General features: G+C 56.3%; 13 protein-coding genes and 2 pseudogenes. 12 read left to right on the top strand and 3 right to left on the bottom strand.

From position 1 onward, the window contains the following. Window positions 1-48: 48 nt before the first annotated feature. The 4 genes and pseudogenes from WFO64_RS17670 (at window position 49) to WFO64_RS17655 (ending at window position 4,775) form a co-directional block, all read left to right on the top strand. Complete coding sequence (locus tag WFO64_RS17670) at window positions 49-456, top strand: hypothetical protein (protein ID WP_337013361.1); 408 nt, start codon at window positions 49-51, stop codon at window positions 454-456. A 12-nt stretch (window positions 457-468) separates the two neighbouring features. After that, on the top strand, window positions 469-1,770 hold the full coding sequence (locus tag WFO64_RS17665) for a PQQ-dependent sugar dehydrogenase (RefSeq protein ID WP_337013360.1): 1,302 nt from the start codon (window positions 469-471) through the stop codon (window positions 1,768-1,770). Window positions 1,771-2,410: 640 nt separating this feature from the next. Continuing rightward, window positions 2,411-3,027, top strand: a pseudogene (locus WFO64_RS17660) (acetyltransferase); the annotation flags it as partial. A gap of 317 nt (window positions 3,028-3,344) precedes the next feature. Next, complete coding sequence (locus tag WFO64_RS17655) at window positions 3,345-4,775, top strand: purine-cytosine permease family protein (RefSeq protein ID WP_337013359.1); 1,431 nt, start codon at window positions 3,345-3,347, stop codon at window positions 4,773-4,775. A 136-nt stretch (window positions 4,776-4,911) separates the two neighbouring features. Here the strand turns inward: WFO64_RS17655 and WFO64_RS17650 are convergent, their stop codons facing one another. Further along, the gene (locus tag WFO64_RS17650; protein ID WP_337013358.1) at window positions 4,912-6,234 is read right to left on the bottom strand and encodes an MFS transporter; all 1,323 of its coding nucleotides are present in this window, start codon (window positions 6,232-6,234) and stop codon (window positions 4,912-4,914) included. Between the two features lie 835 nt (window positions 6,235-7,069). Here WFO64_RS17650 and WFO64_RS17645 point away from each other — a divergent pair. From WFO64_RS17645 to WFO64_RS17620, 6 genes are read left to right on the top strand one after another with little or no spacing between them, the layout of a single operon-like run. Beyond that, window positions 7,070-8,047, top strand: a complete 978-nt coding sequence (locus WFO64_RS17645) for a TIM barrel protein (protein ID WP_337013357.1) — start codon at window positions 7,070-7,072, stop codon at window positions 8,045-8,047. A 56-nt stretch (window positions 8,048-8,103) separates the two neighbouring features. Next, window positions 8,104-9,144: a sugar ABC transporter substrate-binding protein gene (locus WFO64_RS17640; protein ID WP_337013356.1), complete on the top strand. Its 1,041-nt coding sequence runs from the start codon at window positions 8,104-8,106 to the stop codon at window positions 9,142-9,144. Window positions 9,145-9,160: 16 nt separating this feature from the next. Further along, window positions 9,161-10,663 carry a sugar ABC transporter ATP-binding protein gene (locus WFO64_RS17635; protein WP_337013355.1) on the top strand — a complete coding sequence of 501 codons (1,503 nt, stop codon included), beginning with the start codon at window positions 9,161-9,163 and terminating at the stop codon, window positions 10,661-10,663. 32 nt (window positions 10,664-10,695) lie between these two features. Further along, window positions 10,696-11,667, top strand: a complete 972-nt coding sequence (locus WFO64_RS17630) for an ABC transporter permease (protein ID WP_337013354.1) — start codon at window positions 10,696-10,698, stop codon at window positions 11,665-11,667. Next, complete coding sequence (locus WFO64_RS17625) at window positions 11,667-12,524, top strand: MurR/RpiR family transcriptional regulator (RefSeq protein WP_337013353.1); 858 nt, start codon at window positions 11,667-11,669, stop codon at window positions 12,522-12,524. Before WFO64_RS17630 ends, WFO64_RS17625 begins: the two co-directional genes overlap by 1 nt. Window positions 12,525-12,526: 2 nt before the next feature. Beyond that, window positions 12,527-13,387 (top strand): PfkB family carbohydrate kinase, encoded by an 861-nt coding sequence (locus WFO64_RS17620; protein WP_337013352.1) that lies wholly within the window; start codon window positions 12,527-12,529, stop codon window positions 13,385-13,387. Window positions 13,388-13,428: 41 nt separating this feature from the next. On the opposite strand, the gene WFO64_RS17615 is transcribed toward WFO64_RS17620, so the two are convergent. After that, the gene (locus tag WFO64_RS17615; protein ID WP_337013351.1) at window positions 13,429-14,460 is read right to left on the bottom strand and encodes an NADP-dependent oxidoreductase; all 1,032 of its coding nucleotides are present in this window, start codon (window positions 14,458-14,460) and stop codon (window positions 13,429-13,431) included. Between the two features lie 326 nt (window positions 14,461-14,786). Between WFO64_RS17615 and WFO64_RS17610 the strand changes: the two are divergent. Both WFO64_RS17610 and WFO64_RS17605 read left to right on the top strand, forming a co-directional pair. Further along, window positions 14,787-15,176: pseudogene (locus WFO64_RS17610) on the top strand (VOC family protein). Continuing rightward, window positions 15,170-15,826 carry a glutamate racemase gene (locus WFO64_RS17605; protein WP_337013350.1) on the top strand — a complete coding sequence of 219 codons (657 nt, stop codon included), beginning with the start codon at window positions 15,170-15,172 and terminating at the stop codon, window positions 15,824-15,826. Before WFO64_RS17610 ends, WFO64_RS17605 begins: the two are co-directional and overlap by 7 nt. 257 nt (window positions 15,827-16,083) lie before the next feature. On the opposite strand, the gene WFO64_RS17600 is transcribed toward WFO64_RS17605, so the two are convergent. Continuing rightward, the gene (locus tag WFO64_RS17600; protein WP_337013349.1) at window positions 16,084-17,184 is read right to left on the bottom strand and encodes an NADH:flavin oxidoreductase/NADH oxidase; all 1,101 of its coding nucleotides are present in this window, start codon (window positions 17,182-17,184) and stop codon (window positions 16,084-16,086) included. Between the last annotated feature and the right edge of the window lie 224 nt (window positions 17,185-17,408).

The raw sequence follows: 17,408 nt of genomic DNA, 5'->3' as shown, positions 1-17,408 counted from the left end.
ACTCGACGTCTGACCGGTTCCGCATTCACATTAAAAATGGAGAGAAACATGCGCAATACTCTGGGAAGATCGGCGTTTGCCGTGACGCTGTACGCTCTGCTGGAGCCGGTGCCGCTGGGCTTTTTTGTCGCGGCCTGGCTGTTCGATATTCTCTATAGCCAGACCTTTGTGCTGTTCTGGACTGATGCCGCAGGCTGGCTGATTGCCCTGGGACTGATCCTGGCCATTGTGCCGCGACTCATCGCGCTGGTTTATCTGTTTCGCGGCAGTGACAGCGCGGAAAAGGGCCATTTCTGGCTCTGGCTGGTGGCTATTGTGATCGCTATCGTCAATGCGTTTATTCACAGTCGTGATGCCGCCGCAGTGATCCCGCTGGGCGTGACGCTTTCGACGCTGGTCGTAGCGCTGCTGCTGCTGGCGAATGTGCAACTTGCGTTACGTCAGCGTAGCGCTTAAGGAGGAGCCACCATGAAGATACTGCATAAAACGCTGATCGCGCTTACCCTGACAGCTCTGCTGGCAGGCTGTGATGATGGCGCGCTGGTTGACCCGCAAAAGCAGATTGGGCCCAATCCCGAACTGCCACAGGCGAAGAACTTCTTTATGCCGCCGATGCAGGTGCCGGAAGGTACGCCCTGGAAAGCGGGCGAAATGCCAAAAGTGGCTGACGGGCTGAAGATTGAAAAGATCGCCGACAATCTTCAGCATCCACGCCAGGTTTACGTGCTGCCGAATAACGATGTGCTGGTGGCTGAATCCAACGGCCCTCCTAAACCCACCACCCGGCCAAAACAGCTGATTATGGGCATTGTGCAGAAAGCCTCAGGCAAGGGCGGCGCAGGTGGCAACCGGATAACGCTGCTGCGCAACGTCAATGGCAAATGGGAGCAGCACCGCTTTATTGAGAATCTGCATTCGCCGTTTGGCATGCAGCTGATCGGAAACACGCTCTACGTGGCGAATGCTGACAGCCTGGTAAAATTCCCGTACCGCGAAGGGGAGACGGAGATTCGCACCGCGCCTGAGGAGGTGACGGAACTGCCGGGCGGGCCGATTAACCACCACTGGACCAAATCGCTGCTAGCCAGCCCCGATGGCAGTAAGCTCTATGTGGGTGTTGGCTCAAACAGTAACGTCACCGAGAACGGCATTGGCGCAGAGTATCGCCGTGCCGCGGTGCTGGAAGTGGACGCGGCCAGTGGTGCCAGCCGTATCTACGCCAGCGGACTGCGCAATCCGACTGGCTTACAGTGGGAACCGCAGAGCGGCAAGCTGTGGGCCGTCGTCAATGAGCGTGATGAAATCGGCTCCGATCTGGTGCCTGACTACATGACCTCGGTGCAGGACAAAGGCTTCTATGGCTGGCCCTACAGCTACTTTGGTCAGCATGTTGATACCCGCGCCGAACCGCAGCGTCCCGACCTGGTGGAGAAGGCGATCAAACCTGATTATGCCCTGAGTTCGCATGTCGCCCCGCTGGGCCTGCTGTTTTACGGTGCCGACAACATGCCGCAATACCGCGGCGGTGCGTTTATCAGCGAACATGGCAGCTGGAACCGTACGCCGCTGAATGGCTATAAAGTTGTGTGGGTGAAATTCGAAAACGGCAAGCCGGTGGGTCAGCCGCAGACGGTGGTTTCGGGCTTCCTGACGAACGACGAAAAGCAGGTGCGTGGTTTGCCGGTGGGTCTGGCCAGCGACAAGCAGGGCGGCGTGCTGATTGCTGACGATGCGGGCAATACCATCTGGCGTATTAGTACGGCCCGATAAGTTCTGCGCGGATTAATGCAGGAAAACGTACAGCAGAAAAGCAGGCATAAAAAAAGGATTTGGCATCTCGCCAAATCCTTTATTTTTTGTTCGTCGCCCGGCTGGTAACCGCACTGCGAACGAGGTGCTCAGCACTCTCCACAAACGGGATTGTAAAATGTGCGGCTAAGGATTTCAAGTTTCGGCAAAATGCTGTATGTTTATACAGGTGTTGAGTGTTGGGTATCGCCTCATGGTCGACTGGCCGCTCCCAGGGGCACGGTTTTAAAATCCCGGCAGGTATCAGGTGGTGCTGGCCTGTGGCTTTAACCGTGAGTGCCGCTCAGCCCTCTCCACAAAGATGTGCTTAGGCGCCCGGCGGGTAGAGTCAAAGCCCTGGTTGCCGAACAGCGCGCTCCTGTAAAAGGAGAAGGAAAGTGATGGAACTGACTAAGCTGATTCTGGATCTTATCCGGGTCATCTTGCAGATCATCGTTGCCCTTATGCAACTGACCGGTCACGCAGGTTAACCGGAACTTGAAACAAGGCGGAGCTAACCACTCCGCCTTTTTTCTGTGTCAATTCTCTGTCATTAAAGGCGGGTAAGATGGGGCGGCCAAAGCACGCCGCCGGGGCATTGCTTATCCGGACCGGGTGTTTTATGTTCATTGCCGCCGTTATGCCCGCCCGTTTAGCGCACACCTGGATTGATGAGAGTGTGAAGGTGCGGGAGACCATCGTGGGTCAGCAGTGTGAGATTCTGGCGCACAGCACGCTGGAATACAGCGAGTTGGGTGACTTCTCCTGTGTCGGCGAGCACTGCTGCCTGGCCGACACCCGGATAGGGCGTTTCTGCGCCATCGCCAATCCGGTGCGTATCGGTGCGCCTCATCATCCTATAGACCGCGCTTCACAGCATCGCTTTACCGCCTGCCCGGAGTAATACCATCGCAAGGCGCGGCGCGAACAGGACTTCCTGGCTGCCCGCCGCGCCGATCGGGTGGTGAGAGGAAATGATGTCTGGATCGGTCACGGCGTGATTGTGCTGCCCTCCGTCACCCTTGGTGATGGTGATGGTGATGGTGCGGTGCTGGCAGCGGGCGCGGTGGTGACGAAAAACGTCGCGCCCTACAGCGTGATGTACGGTGTCCCGGCCCGGCCACTGCGGGTGCGGTTTACGCCCGCTATCGCCGCCCGCCTGCAGCGCATTGCCTGGTGGAGCTGGCGCGGGAGAAACTGCTGGCAAATCTGCCCAATTTTCAGCATGGCGACATCGAACAATCCATCCGTCATCCCCGGTCATCGCTGTTGTCAGATTTGGCGACGATTGTACAAAATAAATGCCTTTTACAACGCAACCCGTCAAACAGTCCGCCATCATTCCCTGAAAACAGGCTTTCATACAGCCCGATCATGTGTTGTCACTTGTCATTACAGGCCTGTCCATGTCATCACATTTTCCAATGACAGGTTGTCTTGTAACTTCCTGAGGTGCGTGACACCATGACTAAATGTATAGACATGTACTCTCAACCGTGGCATTGACAAACCCTATTTTTGTTTAATGCCTCTCTCACTGTTTCAGCGAGGACTCTATGTCGGTTAAGTCATCCGTTCCAGCGTATCCAGGCGCAGAGAAACAGCGCCTGGTAGAAACCCGTTCTATTGATTACATCCCATTGCGCGAACGTCATGGTCATCCCTTTAGTCAGTTTACGCTCTGGTTTGGGGGCAATCTGCAAATTACGGCGATTGTCACGGGTGCACTGGCCGTGGTACTGGGTGGCGATGTGGTGTGGTCGCTTATCGGTTTACTGGTGGGGCAGATATCAGGAGCAGGGATCATGTCTCTGCATGCTATCCAGGGCCCGCGACTCGGATTACCGCAAATGATCACCAGTCGTATGCAGTTTGGCGTGTTTGGTGCCGTCATTCCGCTGGTGCTGGTGTGCATGATGTATGTGGGATTTTCAGCCAGCGGTACGGTATTAGCGGGGCAAGCGCTGGCTAAACTTATCCCTGTCAGCACTGCCGCCGGGATGATTATGTTCAGCGCCCTCATTGTGGTTATTGCAGTGCTGGGCTATCGCGTGATCCATCAGTTGGGGAAGCTGGCGAGCGTTATAGGTATTTTAGCCTTTGCCTATCTGTTCATTACGCTGTTCTCCACGCAGGATTTATCTGCGGTATGGCAGAATCAGCATTTTACACCCGCAAATTTTCTGTTGGCTGTCTCGCTTTCTTCGTCATGGCAAATTGCCTTCTGTCCGTATGTCTCGGACTATTCGCGCTATCTGCCGGCAGATGTCTCTGCGAAGAAACTGTTCAGTTCGGTCTTTTTCGGCACCGTGCTTGGCACGCAGGCGTCCATGACGCTGGGGGTGATTGTCGCTGCCATTGCCGGAAAGGCGTTTGCAGGCAATGAGGTCGGTTACATTGTCGGTCTCGGCAGCACGACGACCATGGCTATGGTGATTTATTTTGCTATCTGCTTTGGGAAAATTACGTTTACCACGCTGAATGCTTACGGCAGTTTTATGTCACTGACAATCCTCGTTTCTGGCTTCCGTCAGCAAACCGCGCTGAGTCGGCGCGGGCGAATTTTGTTTGTCGTACTGATGGTGACGCTGTCCTGCGTCATTGCTCTGCTCAGTGAACCAGCCTTTCTGAAATCCTTTACCCACTTCCTGCTGTTTCTGCTGGCGTTCTTTGTGCCCTGGAGCGCCATTAGCCTTACCGATTTCTATCTGATCACGAAAGGCAGAGTTGATATCCCCGCACTTTCGCAGCCAGACGGACGCTATGGCCGCTGGAACCTTGCAGGAATGGCGGTCTATTTTCTGGGGATAATGGTGCAACTGCCTTTTATCGACAACCCGTTGCACCATGGCTCGCTGACCTGGATTTTTGCCGGTAATGATGTCTCATGGGTCATTGGCTGGGTTGTGACGGCAATGTTATGGCTTGTCGCCAGCCGGTGGGACCGCCGTGGCAAACCTGAACAGATAATTTGCCCGTCTGAATGACAGATAAAGCCGCCTTAAGGGCGGCGTTTATGCGCGGGCAGGGTGAACCGGAGCCTGACTATCTGCGGACCCACCCGATCTGCGGACCCACCCGATCGCAGCATAGGTTGTGACATGCAGAGGCGGCTGACCCTTATCAGGCAGCAGAAACGTCCGCTGCGCCGGACTGCCTCTCTGCCACCAGCGGCTTCTCCGGCTGCAGCAGCGTCATCGCCAGCATACTGCCGAAGGCGATCAGTGCGGTGACGGTAAACATCGCATTATAACCGTAATATTCCGCCAGCCAGCCGCAGAGCATTGGCGAGATAATCGCCGCCAGATTCGCAATCGCCAGCGTCATGCCGCTGTAGGTGCCGACTGACGCTTTGGGGGTGACATCAATCACTACCGACCAGTAAACATTATTCACCAGCGCATTCAGCGCATTGCCCAGGGTCATCAGCGCAATAATCCCGGCGGCCGACTGCACGCAGGGGATCGCCATAAAGCAGCAGGCGGTGCCGCACAGCGTGACCGCCGCAAACAGATTGCGCCCCAGCCGCAGGTTGCCAAAGCGGGCCAGCAGGGCATCGGCAATACGGCCGCCGAGCAGCACCGTGATACAGGCACCGCTCCAGGGGATCATCGCGACATACCATAGCGAATGCAGGTCGTAATGGAAATTATCCTGCAGATATTTCGGCATCCAGGTGACCAGAGTAAAGGTGATGTAGAGAAAGGAGAAGTAGCCCAGCGCGTTGCAGACCAGCGTGCGGCTGGTAAAGAAGCGCCACCAGGGCAGGGGGAGGCTGTCGCCTGCGCTGCGGCGCTGACCGCTCTGGATCAGTGCGCTTTCAGCCGCGCTGGTGTGGGGACTCTTTTCAGGGCTGTCGCTGAAGGTGCGGGCAAACAGTGCCATCGCCAGCAGGGAGAACACACCGAGCAGGATAAACATCATGCGCCAGTCATTCGTCAGCAGCAGCAGGCCAACCGCAATCGGGGCGGTCAGCAGCGCACCAACCTGAGTAGACAGCAGGCCGATACCCAGCGCAAAGCCACGCTCGTTGTCGGGTGCCCAGTGCGCAATCGCTTTATTCATCAGCGCATAGGCCGGGCCTTCAGAAAAGCCAAACAGTATTCGCAGTGCCGCAAAGCCCATAATGGCGGAGCCGCCAAACAGCGCCATGCCTAACTCTCCCGCCCAGGCGGTGGCGATCTCCAGCAGCGACCAGAGCACACCTGCCAGTAGCCAGACTTTTTTCGTGCCGATACGATCGGCTAGAAAGCCGCCACACAGCGAACCAAACAGATAGCCAAAGCCAAAGTAACCCAGTACTGCACCGAGCTGGACGTTGCTGAAGTGGTACTCCGTCGCAATGGCGTTGGCCGCAAACGACAGGGCGCCGCGATCGATGTAGTTGATCAGGGCTGTCAGGAACAGCAGTGAAAAAATAGTGTAACGGTAACGGCTGGGTGTCATCTCACGTCTCCTGATTAAGTGTCTCAGGAGAGCAGAAGCAAAATTGATGCCGGAAAGGGCGTTCTTCCGGCAAACCGTGGGCCGGAAAAGAGTGCGGGCCGCTGAGCCACCGAAGCCGGGTTAAATTAACCCGCTAATTATTCGCCTGCGCATCAATACAGTGCAGTTGCTGCCTGCCGAAGGTGAGTCTCAGGCGGCATTATGATGGGGCGTACTGATGTAGGGCAGCGGGATGACCACGGATTCCGTTACCGCTTCCACCTTAGCCATCTCAATCTGTGGCATTGCGCCAGCGCATTGCAAACTTTGCTGATGATACGTCGCATCTGCCTACGGGGTTTGTTCACTCAGCAGTATGCATTGATAAACGTAAACGGGAAAAGGAACCGAGTGTGGCAGACTGAACTGAGCGCGGGCAGGCCCCGCCCTCCACGTTTCTGGGTAAAGAGGGTAAGCAATACGTCGTGATTGCGGCGGGTAGTCACGGCTTGCTCGGCACCACGGCGGGTGACAGCGTGGTTGCTTTCCGTCTGACGTTATCCTGACCCGCTGAGCGTCTCCCCGGTGCTCAGCTTTTTTCACCTTTTAGCCTGCCAGACTTCACTCCCGATTTTGTGATGCAGCCTTTTGTTTTTATTATCAATTTTTCCGTCTTTACTCGCATGCCTTCTGATATCCCCCTGAAACTATTTCGTGACAGCTCTCCCAGTTTAATCATTTACCTGCCTGACTGACTTGCGCATTAAGCCGCGAGGCGTAGATTAATATATAACTTCACAATTAACTGTGAATATGAAAAGTACTTCACAACACGCACTCTGAAGGAATGATGCACATGTCGGAACTGAAATTTGCTACCCGTCTTAACTCTTTCGCCTCGGGGGCGCACCTCTACTGGCCCGATCAGCAGGGCAAGCCCTCTGTGCTACAGATGATTGCCCGTGCAGGCAAGGTAAAAGGCTTAACGCATCTCGATCTCAACTTTCCGCAGCATCTCACCAGCGATATCCCCACACTGCGCCAGGCGATCAACGATGCGGGTCTGGCCGTCAACGGCATGCAGATGCGCTGGGACGCACCGCAATTCAAAATCGGCGCGTTCACCCATCCCGACGCGAAAGTGCGTCGCGAAGCGATTGATCTGACCAAACGGGGTATCGACGCGGGTCGGGAATTTGGTTCGCGGCTGATGACGCTGTGGATGGGGCAGGACGGTTTCGATTACTGCTTCCAGGCGGACTATAAGAAGATCTGGGAGGATGCGGTCAGCGCCGTGCGTGAAGTGGCGGAGTATGCCCCGGATGTCGATGTCAGCATCGAATATAAACCCAATGAGCCACGCGCCTACAGCATCTTTCCTAACGCCACCACCTGTCTGCTGGCCGTAGAAGAGGCAGGCTGCGCCAACCTGGGGATTACCCTGGATTTTGCTCATGTCCTGTTTGCCAATGAGATTCCGGCCTATGCCGCCGCAATGGTGGCGCGTCGCTCACGGCTGCTGGGGCTGGACCTGAATGACGGCTGGGGCAAGCGTGATGACGGCCTGATGGTCGGCTCGGTTAACCCGCGCGCCACGCTGGAGTTCCTCTGGCAGATGCAGCGTGATGGCTACAGCGGTGCCTACTACTTCGATACCTTCCCGGATGCCAGTGGTCTTGACCCGATCCGTGAAGCAGAAAGCAATATCGCGACCGTGACCCGGCTGCTGAAGCTGTGCGAGCAGTTGCACGACAACGCGGCATTACTGGCGGCCATCGAGCGTCAGGATGCGGTTGCCTCCCAGCAGATCATCAATGACATCATGCTGGCGTAATAACCGCGACACCCTACATAACAAAAAAACGCTACCTAACACGCTGAGAATAAAAAATGAAAAAACACCTGCTCGCCGTTATCGCTTCCTCCCTGCTCTGCAGCACCCTCTATGCGGCAGAACTGCCCCCGCTGCAGTCAGACACTGAACCAGATCGCACTGACTGGACCCAGCTCGACAGCAAATATGGCGCACTGCCAAAAGTCGATAAGGCGCTGAAGATTGGCGGGGTATCGAAAACCCTGACCAACGAATACTGGCGCTCACTCGGCCAGGGCTACCAGAACACGGCGAAAAAATATGGCTTCACTGTCGCTTATCAGGCGGCGGCCAATGAAGACGACCAGCTTGGTCAGCTGTCGATTGCGGAAACCCTTATCTCGCAGGGCTTTAACGGTCTGCTGGTCTCGCCGCAGACCGACATCAACCTGGAGCCTGCGCTGGAGAGTGCCAGCAGTAAAAATATCCCGGTGGTGAACGTCAACGATGCGGTAATGCCGAATGCGCGCTACTACGTCGGTAACGTCCAGAAAGATAATGGCGTGCGGGTGGCTAAGTGGTTTATTCAGCACCATCCGCAGGGCGGTAAAGTGGCGGTGATTGAAGGGCAGCCAGGCGTTTATGCCGCCGGCCAGCGTACCCGTGGCTTTAAAGAGACGCTGGACAGCGCCGGTAAGTTTACCATCGTGGCCAGCGTGCCCGCTAACTGGAGTCGTGAGCAGGCCTTTAACGCCGCGTCGACTATTCTGCAGCAGCATCCCGATCTGATCGGCTTTTACGCCAACAACGACACCATGGCGCTGGGCGTAGTAGAAGCGGTGCGGGCACAGAACAAAGCGTCACAGGTGGCAATCTTTGGCACCGACGGCATATCTGATGCCTATGCCTCAATTAAGCGCGGTGAGCTTACCGGCACGGTTGACAGCTTCCCGGTACTGACCGGAGAAGTGGCGATGGACGTCATGATCCGTCTGATCAACGGACAGAAGCTGTCGCGCGTTGTCTCGACGCCACAGGCGCTGATCATCAAAGAGAATGTCGACGCGTTCTCAACCAAAGACAACAACCGGTTGCGTCAGCTGCTGGCTCAGCAATAAGTCAGTCGGAGCGGGTATGGAACAGTTTCGCTTAATGATGCGTGGCATCAGCAAAAGTTACGGTAACGCCGCCGCGCTGCAGGATGTCGATTTTTCGGTGCGGCCCGGCGAGGTCCACGCGTTGATTGGGGAAAACGGTGCGGGTAAGTCGACGCTGCTGAATATCCTCTCAGGCGTTCGCAGTCCTGACAGCGGGGAGATTAACGTCAACGGAAGTCGGGTGCAAATCCGCAGTCCGCTCAGCGCTCGTCAGGCCGGGATCGCGATGATCCACCAGGAGTTGCAGCACGTTCCTGAGCTTTCCGTGGCGCAGAACATGTTTTTGGGTCGCCCGATGACCCGCGCTGGGGGCTACTGGGTGGATAAAAAAGCCCAGCTGGCGCGGGCTACCCTGATCCTGAAAACGCTGGATCCCAGTATCGATCCCAGCACACCGATCAGAAACCTCAAGGTGTCGCAGCAGCAGATTGTGGAAATTGCCCGGGCGCTGCTGGACGACGCCAAAATCATCGCTATGGATGAGCCCACCTCCAGCCTGACGCCACGCGAATTTGACCGGTTGGCAGAGCTGATTAGCGATCTGAAATCGACGGGTGTCTCGCTGATCTACGTGTCTCACAAGATGAACGAGATTTTCCGGGTCTGTGACCGCGCCACCATTATGCGTGACGGAAAGCAGGTTGGGGTGGTCAACATCTGTGATGAGGATGAGGAGAGCATCGTCGCCAAAATGGTCGGACGGAAGATCGACAAGCTTGACCACCAGGCGTTTGTCAGCGATCGCGAAGTGCTACGGGTGGATGATTTGACGCGTGGCAATGAGGTCGTGGCCGCCAGCTTTAGCGTACGGGCTGGCGAGGTGTTGGGGATTGCCGGGCTGGTCGGCGCAGGACGCACTGAACTGCTGAAGCTGATTGCCGGGATCGACAGGCGCACCCGTGGCACGGTGAGCGTCAACGGCACAGCGGTAAAGAACCACAACGTGCGCGCGGCGATCAAAGCGGGTATTGGCCTGGTGCCGGAAGACCGCAAAAAAGAGGGCATTATCAAAGAGCGGGCGGTGAAGATGAATATGGCGCTGCCGTCGATGCACCGCTTCACGTCGGCGGGGCTGATGAACCAGGCCCGGCTGGACCGCGAGGCGCTGAAGGTCATGGGCGACCTGAAACTGCGCCCACTCGACATTGAGAAAACCATCGGTACGCTGAGCGGCGGCAATCAGCAAAAAGTCATTATTGGCCGCTGGGTTGCGGCGGATGCCAATGTGTTTCTGTTTGATGAACCGACGCGCGGCATCGACATTGGCGCCAAGTCTGAAATCTATCACCTGATTGAAAAACTGGCTCAGGCGGGTAAAGCCATTGTCGTGGTGTCGTCAGAGATGACCGAGATTATGCGTATCTCTGACCGGGTGCTGGTGATGCGCGAGGGACGAATAACCAAAGAGTTATCCGGCAGCGCGATCACCGAAGAGAACATTGCCCGTTATGCCATTAAAGATATCGACCAGACCGCCTGAACGCTTACCTGACACTATTTAAGGTTATAACTATGACGACTCAGACATCCACCGGGCCGGGTACCCGACCCGCGCTGCGACTGAAATTTAATCTGCGTGATGCCGGTACCCTGATTGGCTTACTGATTATCGTGGTGACATTTTCGTTTCTGTCGCCGGTTTTTTTCACCCTGCCTAATCTGTTGAATATTCTGCAGCAGTCCTCAATTAATGCCCTGATAGCACTGGGCATGACGCTGGTGATTATTTCCGGCGGGATTGACCTTTCGGTCGGACCCACGGCGGCGCTCTCTGCGGTATTAGGTGCAACCCTGATGGCGTCGGGCGTGCCGGTGCCGCTGGCGATCCTTGCGACGCTGGGTGTCGGCGCGATATGCGGGCTGTTCAGCGGTACGCTAATTGCCTATGCCGGACTGCAGCCGTTTATTGTCACGCTGGGCGGCCTGTCGCTGTTCCGGGCAATCGCGCTGATCTACACCGGCGGCAATCCCATCTTCGGTATTCCACTGACGTTTCGCAGCCTGATTAACAGTACGCTTTTTGGTATCCCGACACCGATTGTGATTGTGGCCGTGATTGCGCTGCTGCTGTGGACCGTGATGAACAAGACCCCGCTGGGTGAATATATCCTGGCGATTGGCGGCAACGAAGAGGCGGCGCGGGTCGCGGGCGTGCCGGTGAAGCGCACCAAAGTCACGGTCTACATCTTTTCAGGCTTACTGGCCTCCCTGGCCTCGCTGATTCTGATTGGTCGTCTGGGTGCTGCTGAACCGACTATCGGCAACCTGTGGGAGCTGGATGCTATCGCGGCAGCGGCCATCGGCGGTGCATCGTTAATGGGCGGTAAGGGCAGCATATTCGGGACGCTGATTGGCGTGGTTATTCTCGGGGCCTTACGTAATGGCTTGACCTTACTGAACATTCAGGCCTTTTACCAATTGCTCGCTACCGGCCTTATTATTATCATAGCGATGTTGATTGACCGGGCGACCCGAGGCAAGTAATGAAGCAAGATCCACGAGCCATTGGTGCTCAGATTCGTATGCGTTTGCCCCAGCTGACGCCGTTGGAACGTCGGGTGGCTGAGGCGATAATTGCCCGAACCGACATGACCCAGCAGTCATCATTAAAGGAGATTGCGCGGGAGAACAACGTCTCTGAAGCGATGATCGTTAAGATTACCAAAAAACTTAACTTCACCGGCTTCAGGCATTTCAGAAGTGGTCTGATCTATTACAACCAGTCTGAAGTGGCGGGGCTGCATGCGGAAATTGAGCCGGATGATTCGTCGGAGCAGTTGCTGGCGAAAGTATTCAGAACTTCTATCCAGGCGATCGAAGAGACCTTATCGATTCTGGATGTCTCTGAATTCAATCGTGCGGCGGACATCATCTTTAAAGCGCGTCATATCGATCTCTACGCCGTGGGCGGTTCTGCTGCCGTGGCGCGGGACCTGTCACATAAGATGCTGAAGATTGGCATCAAGTCGACCGCCTATGACGACGCCCACATCATGCTGATGTCAGCCGCCGTGTTATCTGATGACGATGTGGTTATCGTCATCAGCCATTCGGGTGCTACGCGTGCCGTGAACGATCCGGTGAAACTGGCGGGAAGGAATGGCGCGAAGGTTATCGCCATTACCAACTACGCAGAATCACCGATCGCGCAGAGTGCGCATGTGGTCCTCAATTCAACCTCTCAGGGATCGCATCTGTTGGGTGAAAACGCCGCGTCACGCATCGCCCAGCTCAATATTCTGGATGCGTTGTTTGTCGCTATCGCCAAGAAAGATCTGAAGCGGGCGGAGAAAAACCTGATGAAAACCCAGCATGCGGTTCAGGATTTGCGGGAATTCTAGCTATGAGCAAAATTGCAGTCACCGGCAGTCTTCACTACGACATTATGCTGGACGCTCCCCATCGTCCAGAAAAAGGCGAAACGGTGATGGGCAGCGCCTGTCACTATAAGTTCGGTGGCAAGGGCGGTAATCAGGCGGTCGCTGCGGCCCGCGCCGGCGCAGCGGTGCGCTTTGCCGGTTCAGTAGGTCGCGATCAGCAGGGGCAATTTCTGCTGGATCATCTGCAACAGGCCGGCGTCGAATGCAGTGCCGTCAGCGTGATCAGTACGCTTCCTTCCGGGATGAGCGTAGCGATTACCGATGCCGAAGGGGATTACGGCGCGGTGGTGGTTTCTAATGCCAATCAGCAGATCCCGCTGGAGATCTTTGAACAGCCGTGCTTCTGGCAGGATGTGTCGCTGCTGGTGCTGCAAAACGAAGTCCCGGAAGCGGTGAATCTCTGTGCGGCTCAGGCGGCGCAGCAGCGAGGGATAGTGGTCTGCGTCAATGCCGCGCCCGCCCGGCCGTTATCGGGGGTGTTTGAACGCTGTATCGATCTGCTGGTGGTGAACGCTATAGAAGCGCGCGATATGTGCGGGGTTAACGTGCAGGATCTGACGTCGGCGCGCGCAGCGGCAGAATCGCTGGCCAGCCGGTTTGCCAGAGTGGTCGTTACCGCCGGTGAACATGGTGTGGCTTACAGCGAGGCAGGAGTGACCCACACGCTGGCGGCGCAGAAGGTGACTCTGGTCAGCACCCACGGTGCAGGGGATTGTTTTGTCGGCGTATTGTGTCAGCGCCTGAGTATCGGGGCAACGTTGGGAGAGGCGGTCAGTGCCGCAAACCGCGCGGCTGCCGAACACGTCTCCCGGCAGCCGCACTGATGAGAGGCGTGCCACGTCAGCGACGCGGCACGCTTACATCGTCAGGCGCCGACGTTCACCACGGTTTTACCAAAGTTTTTGCCATTCAGCATATCGATAAACGCCTGGGGCGCATTTTCTAATCCTTCGATCATGTGCTCGCGGTAGTGGATTTTTTTGCTCTCAACCAGCGGAAGCATCGCCTCCAGGAACTCAGGGTAACGGTCGCCATAATCCTGGAAGATGATAAAGCCTTGCATGCGGATACGGCGTTTGAGAATACCCGCCATCATCAGTGACGTTCTGTCCGGGCCAGCGGGCAGCTCACGCTGGCTGTAAGCCGAAACCAGACCACAGACCGGCACGCGCGCGGCGGTGTTAAGCAGCGGGAATACCGCATCAAACACTTTACCTCCGACGTTCTCGAAATAAATATCGATGCCATCCGGGCAGGCGTTTTTCAGCTGCTCTTCAAAATCGGCGCTGTGGTGATTAAGACAGGCATCAAAGCCCAGTGTATCAACCGCGTACTGGCATTTTTCTTCACCGCCCGCGACCGCAACCACGCGACAGCCTTTTTGCTTACCTAACTGACCGACCGTTGCGCCCACCGGACCGGTTGCTGCGGCGACCACCAGGGTTTCACCCGCTTTCGGCTGACCGATATCCATCAGACCCATATAGGCGGTAAAACCTGGCATACCGAGAATGCCCAGCGCCCATGATGGGTGCGGCAGATCGTTGCCCAGCTTCGTAATTTCTTTGCCCTGGGAGACCGCATATTCCTGCCAGCCGCTCTGCGCCAGTACCCAGTCACCAATCTTAAAATCGCTATTTTTTGAGGCGGCGACCTGACAGACAGTGCCGCCCACCATTGGCTGGTCCAGCTCTGCAGGTGCGGCGTAAGATTTACCGTCATCCATCCGGCCACGCATGTAGGGGTCGAGCGAAAGGTAGAGGGTTTTCAGCAGCACTTCACCCTCTTTGATTTCCGGGACGGGCTGCGCCACATGGCGAAAATTCTCTTTGGTCGGCTCACCGTGTGGGCGAGAAGCCAGTAACCAGGCGTGGTTCTGGGTTGCTTGTTCAGTCATAGTGTCTTCCTTTTATAGCCGGGCAATGCACTGGGCATCGCCGTATGAATACCGGGAAAGTGTAGATGACAGCGGCGGGAAGACGTTTAGCGCTGTGAGCGGTAAGCTGTTTGCCCGGATAACAGGGGACAGCGTGCTAACTGCGGTAGCACAGCGGTTGCCGTGCGCTTGCCGGCACGGGTTCAGGTTGACTGATAGTCACATCCGCTTGCAAAAAACCGGGCAGGCGGTGTAAGTGGCCAGAAAATCTGTTCCGCATCCAGCGTCATGGTAAACACAGGGAACGGTGATAGATATCAGTGAACTGTGAGGAGAGAACCCTGAATATGCAGCATCTGCGTATCGCCCGGCCAGTCACTGACCTCACGCAAAGCAGTCAGATCTATTGCCACGGGCTGGGGTTGCATAAACTCGGTGAGCTAACTGACCATCGGGGGTTTAGTGGCGTGATGCCCGGCGCTGAAGAGCTGGGCTGGCATCTCGAATTCACGCTCGGTCAAATCCATCCCATCAGGCCATTGCCATCACATGATGATTTGCTGGTGCTCTGAATTCCCCAACAGCCTGACCAGGCCTGTTGTGCCTCTATGCATGACGCAGGATTCCAGCGGGTTCCTTCATTTAATCCTTACGGGGATCAACGGGGCGTGACATTTACGGATACCGACGGTTATCGTGTTGTTATTCATCATGCCGTTTGGCAACCCACATGCTGACCATACTTTTTGATAAACCGGAGCTCACCCTGAATATTCTTTGCTTCCACACTGCGGCCAGTAATATCGCGATATTTGATGAGGCCGCCACCACACTGGCGCGCGACAATGCGCCACTGAATCACCTGGTGATGCCTGCGCTGCTGACTGAAGCGGAATGCAGCGGGGGAATGACGGCTGAGTTACGCCGTCGTATCGCACAATTGATTAGCGTGCTACTGCCACAGTTTGATGCCGTATTAATCACCTGTTCGACGCTGGCACCGGTTGCTGATGATTTCAGTGTGCAGGATCGGGTCATGCGTACCGACGGCATGCTGGCGAGGGCGCTGCAGCGTCAGGTGGGTCCGGCGATAGCACTCTGTGCGGCAGAATCGACACTGGCGGCGACGCGAGAACTCTTTTGTCAGCCCGGCAGTCAGGTGGAGGTCGAGCTGGTGGAAGGGGCATGGGCTGCGTTCAAAGCGGGTGACGCGGCGCGCTATTTTGCGCTGATTGTGGCGGCGGCTGAGCAGGCTTATCAGCAGGGAGCTGTGGCGGTGGCACTGGCACAAAGTTCAATGACCCCGGTAGCACAGCAATTTCCCGATACGCAGCGACCGCTGACCGGCCCGCATCTTGCGCTGCAAGCCTGCTACGATTGCAGATGATCGTCATAGCCTGCTGGCTCAGCGCCAATCATTCCTCTCCACCTGCAGATGATCGGCCGACGGGATAGCCAGAAAAGGGCGAGAATATCGAGGGGCTGGAGATCGATTTTGATCAGGCGTGACAGGCGATTCACCAGGGTGAGATTGTGGATGCCACAACCATCATGATGCTGCAGCCTCTACGACTGAAAACCATTTTATAATGACGTTATCATTAACAGGGCAGCCCGCCATGCATGCGGCCTGCCCGTTAAGCCTTACTGATCCTGCGTCAGAATGCCTTTAACGTCGTGCGGTTCAGAGCGCAGATACTGCGGCGGAACCTGCACTTTGCCATCCAGCGCGGCGGCTGCGTGCCATGGCCAGCGCGGATCATAAAGAATGCCGCGCGCCAGGGCCACCAGGTCCGCTTCGCCCTGCAGCAGCAAATCTTCTGCCTGTTGCGGTTCCGTGATCAAACCGACCGCGATCACCGGAATTGACACCTGCTCACGAATATCACGGGCGAAGGGCACCTGATAATTTGGGCCGACGCTGATTTTCTGATCTTCCGACAGGCCGCCACTTGAGACATGAATGTAAGCGCAGTTCAGCGCTTCCAGCTCCCGGGAGAAGGCGATTGACTGCTTAATTTCCCAACCGCCTTCGACCCAGTCAGTGGCTGAAATGCGCACACCCACCGGCAGCGAAGCGGGCACGGCTTCGCGGACGGCTTTAAAAACGTCCAGCGGGAAGCGCATACGGTTTTCCAGCGAACCGCCATATTCATCATTGCGCTTATTCGACAGCGGTGAAAGGAACTGATGTAGCAGATAGCCGTGTGCGGCATGCACTTCAATAAGCGCGATACCCAGTCGCGCCGCACGCAGGGCGCTCTCCACAAAGGCCTGTTTCACCCGCGCCAGATCGTTAATGCTCATGGCAACTGGTTTAACTTCATCCGCAGTGTAGCTTAGCGCCGACGGGGCCACGGTTTGCCAGCCACCGGCATCAGACGCAATCTGCTGACCGCCTTCCCAGGGTACGGCACACGATGCTTTGCGGCCCGCATGTCCCAGTTGAATACCAATCGGAATAGACGAATAGCGACGCACATCCTCCAGAACCGTTTTCAACGCGGCTTCATTGTCATCATTCCATAAGCCGAGATCGCCGGGAGAGATACGGCCAATATCCTCTACGGCAGTGGCTTCAATAATCATCAGGCCTGCCCCGGAAAAGGCCAGTTGGCCAAGATGAATCCGGTGCCAGGCAGTCGCATTGCCCGCTTCAGCGGAGTACTGGCACATTGGTGCAATCACAATGCGGTTATCCAGCGGAAGGTCGCCCAGCGAGACAGTGGAAAAAAGTTGGCTCATGTTATCTCCATGGTTTTATGACTGATGTGACTGGCAATAACTATAGCGGGGGATTGGCGAGACCGGGGCGAATGCAACGTGACATTTTATGACGGCGTGCCGGACGCAGAAGAGAGCAACCTGGCGGGCTGCTGTGCAACAGGGGATGATACGCGAAGGAGTAAGGCAGAGGAGTGTGGCTGCGCGCCTCGGGCTGAACCGGGAATCCAGGGAATGGGTAATGA

Source organism: Pantoea sp. AS142 (assembly GCF_037152305.1).
GTDB lineage: Bacteria > Pseudomonadota > Gammaproteobacteria > Enterobacterales > Enterobacteriaceae > Pantoea.
The sequence above is the reverse complement of the archived record's forward strand: the minus strand, read 5'-3'. Positions and strand labels throughout refer to the sequence as shown.

Excerpts from the sequence above, each read along its gene's own strand:
- WFO64_RS17625 (WP_337013353.1), top strand. The coding sequence starts at position 11,667 with ATGAAGCAAGATCCACGAGCCATTGGTGCTCAGATTCGTATGCGTTTG.
- WFO64_RS17620 (WP_337013352.1), top strand. The coding sequence starts at position 12,527 with ATGAGCAAAATTGCAGTCACCGGCAGTCTTCACTACGACATTATGCTG.
- WFO64_RS17665 (WP_337013360.1), top strand. The coding sequence starts at position 469 with ATGAAGATACTGCATAAAACGCTGATCGCGCTTACCCTGACAGCTCTG.
- WFO64_RS17645 (WP_337013357.1), top strand. The coding sequence starts at position 7,070 with ATGTCGGAACTGAAATTTGCTACCCGTCTTAACTCTTTCGCCTCGGGG.
- WFO64_RS17670 (WP_337013361.1), top strand. The coding sequence starts at position 49 with ATGCGCAATACTCTGGGAAGATCGGCGTTTGCCGTGACGCTGTACGCT.
- WFO64_RS17605 (WP_337013350.1), top strand. The coding sequence starts at position 15,170 with ATGCTGACCATACTTTTTGATAAACCGGAGCTCACCCTGAATATTCTT.
- WFO64_RS17635 (WP_337013355.1), top strand. The coding sequence starts at position 9,161 with ATGGAACAGTTTCGCTTAATGATGCGTGGCATCAGCAAAAGTTACGGT.
- WFO64_RS17630 (WP_337013354.1), top strand. The coding sequence starts at position 10,696 with ATGACGACTCAGACATCCACCGGGCCGGGTACCCGACCCGCGCTGCGA.
- WFO64_RS17655 (WP_337013359.1), top strand. The coding sequence starts at position 3,345 with ATGTCGGTTAAGTCATCCGTTCCAGCGTATCCAGGCGCAGAGAAACAG.
- WFO64_RS17600 (WP_337013349.1), bottom strand. The coding sequence starts at position 17,184 with ATGAGCCAACTTTTTTCCACTGTCTCGCTGGGCGACCTTCCGCTGGAT.
- WFO64_RS17650 (WP_337013358.1), bottom strand. The coding sequence starts at position 6,234 with ATGACACCCAGCCGTTACCGTTACACTATTTTTTCACTGCTGTTCCTG.
- WFO64_RS17615 (WP_337013351.1), bottom strand. The coding sequence starts at position 14,460 with ATGACTGAACAAGCAACCCAGAACCACGCCTGGTTACTGGCTTCTCGC.
- WFO64_RS17640 (WP_337013356.1), top strand. The coding sequence starts at position 8,104 with ATGAAAAAACACCTGCTCGCCGTTATCGCTTCCTCCCTGCTCTGCAGC.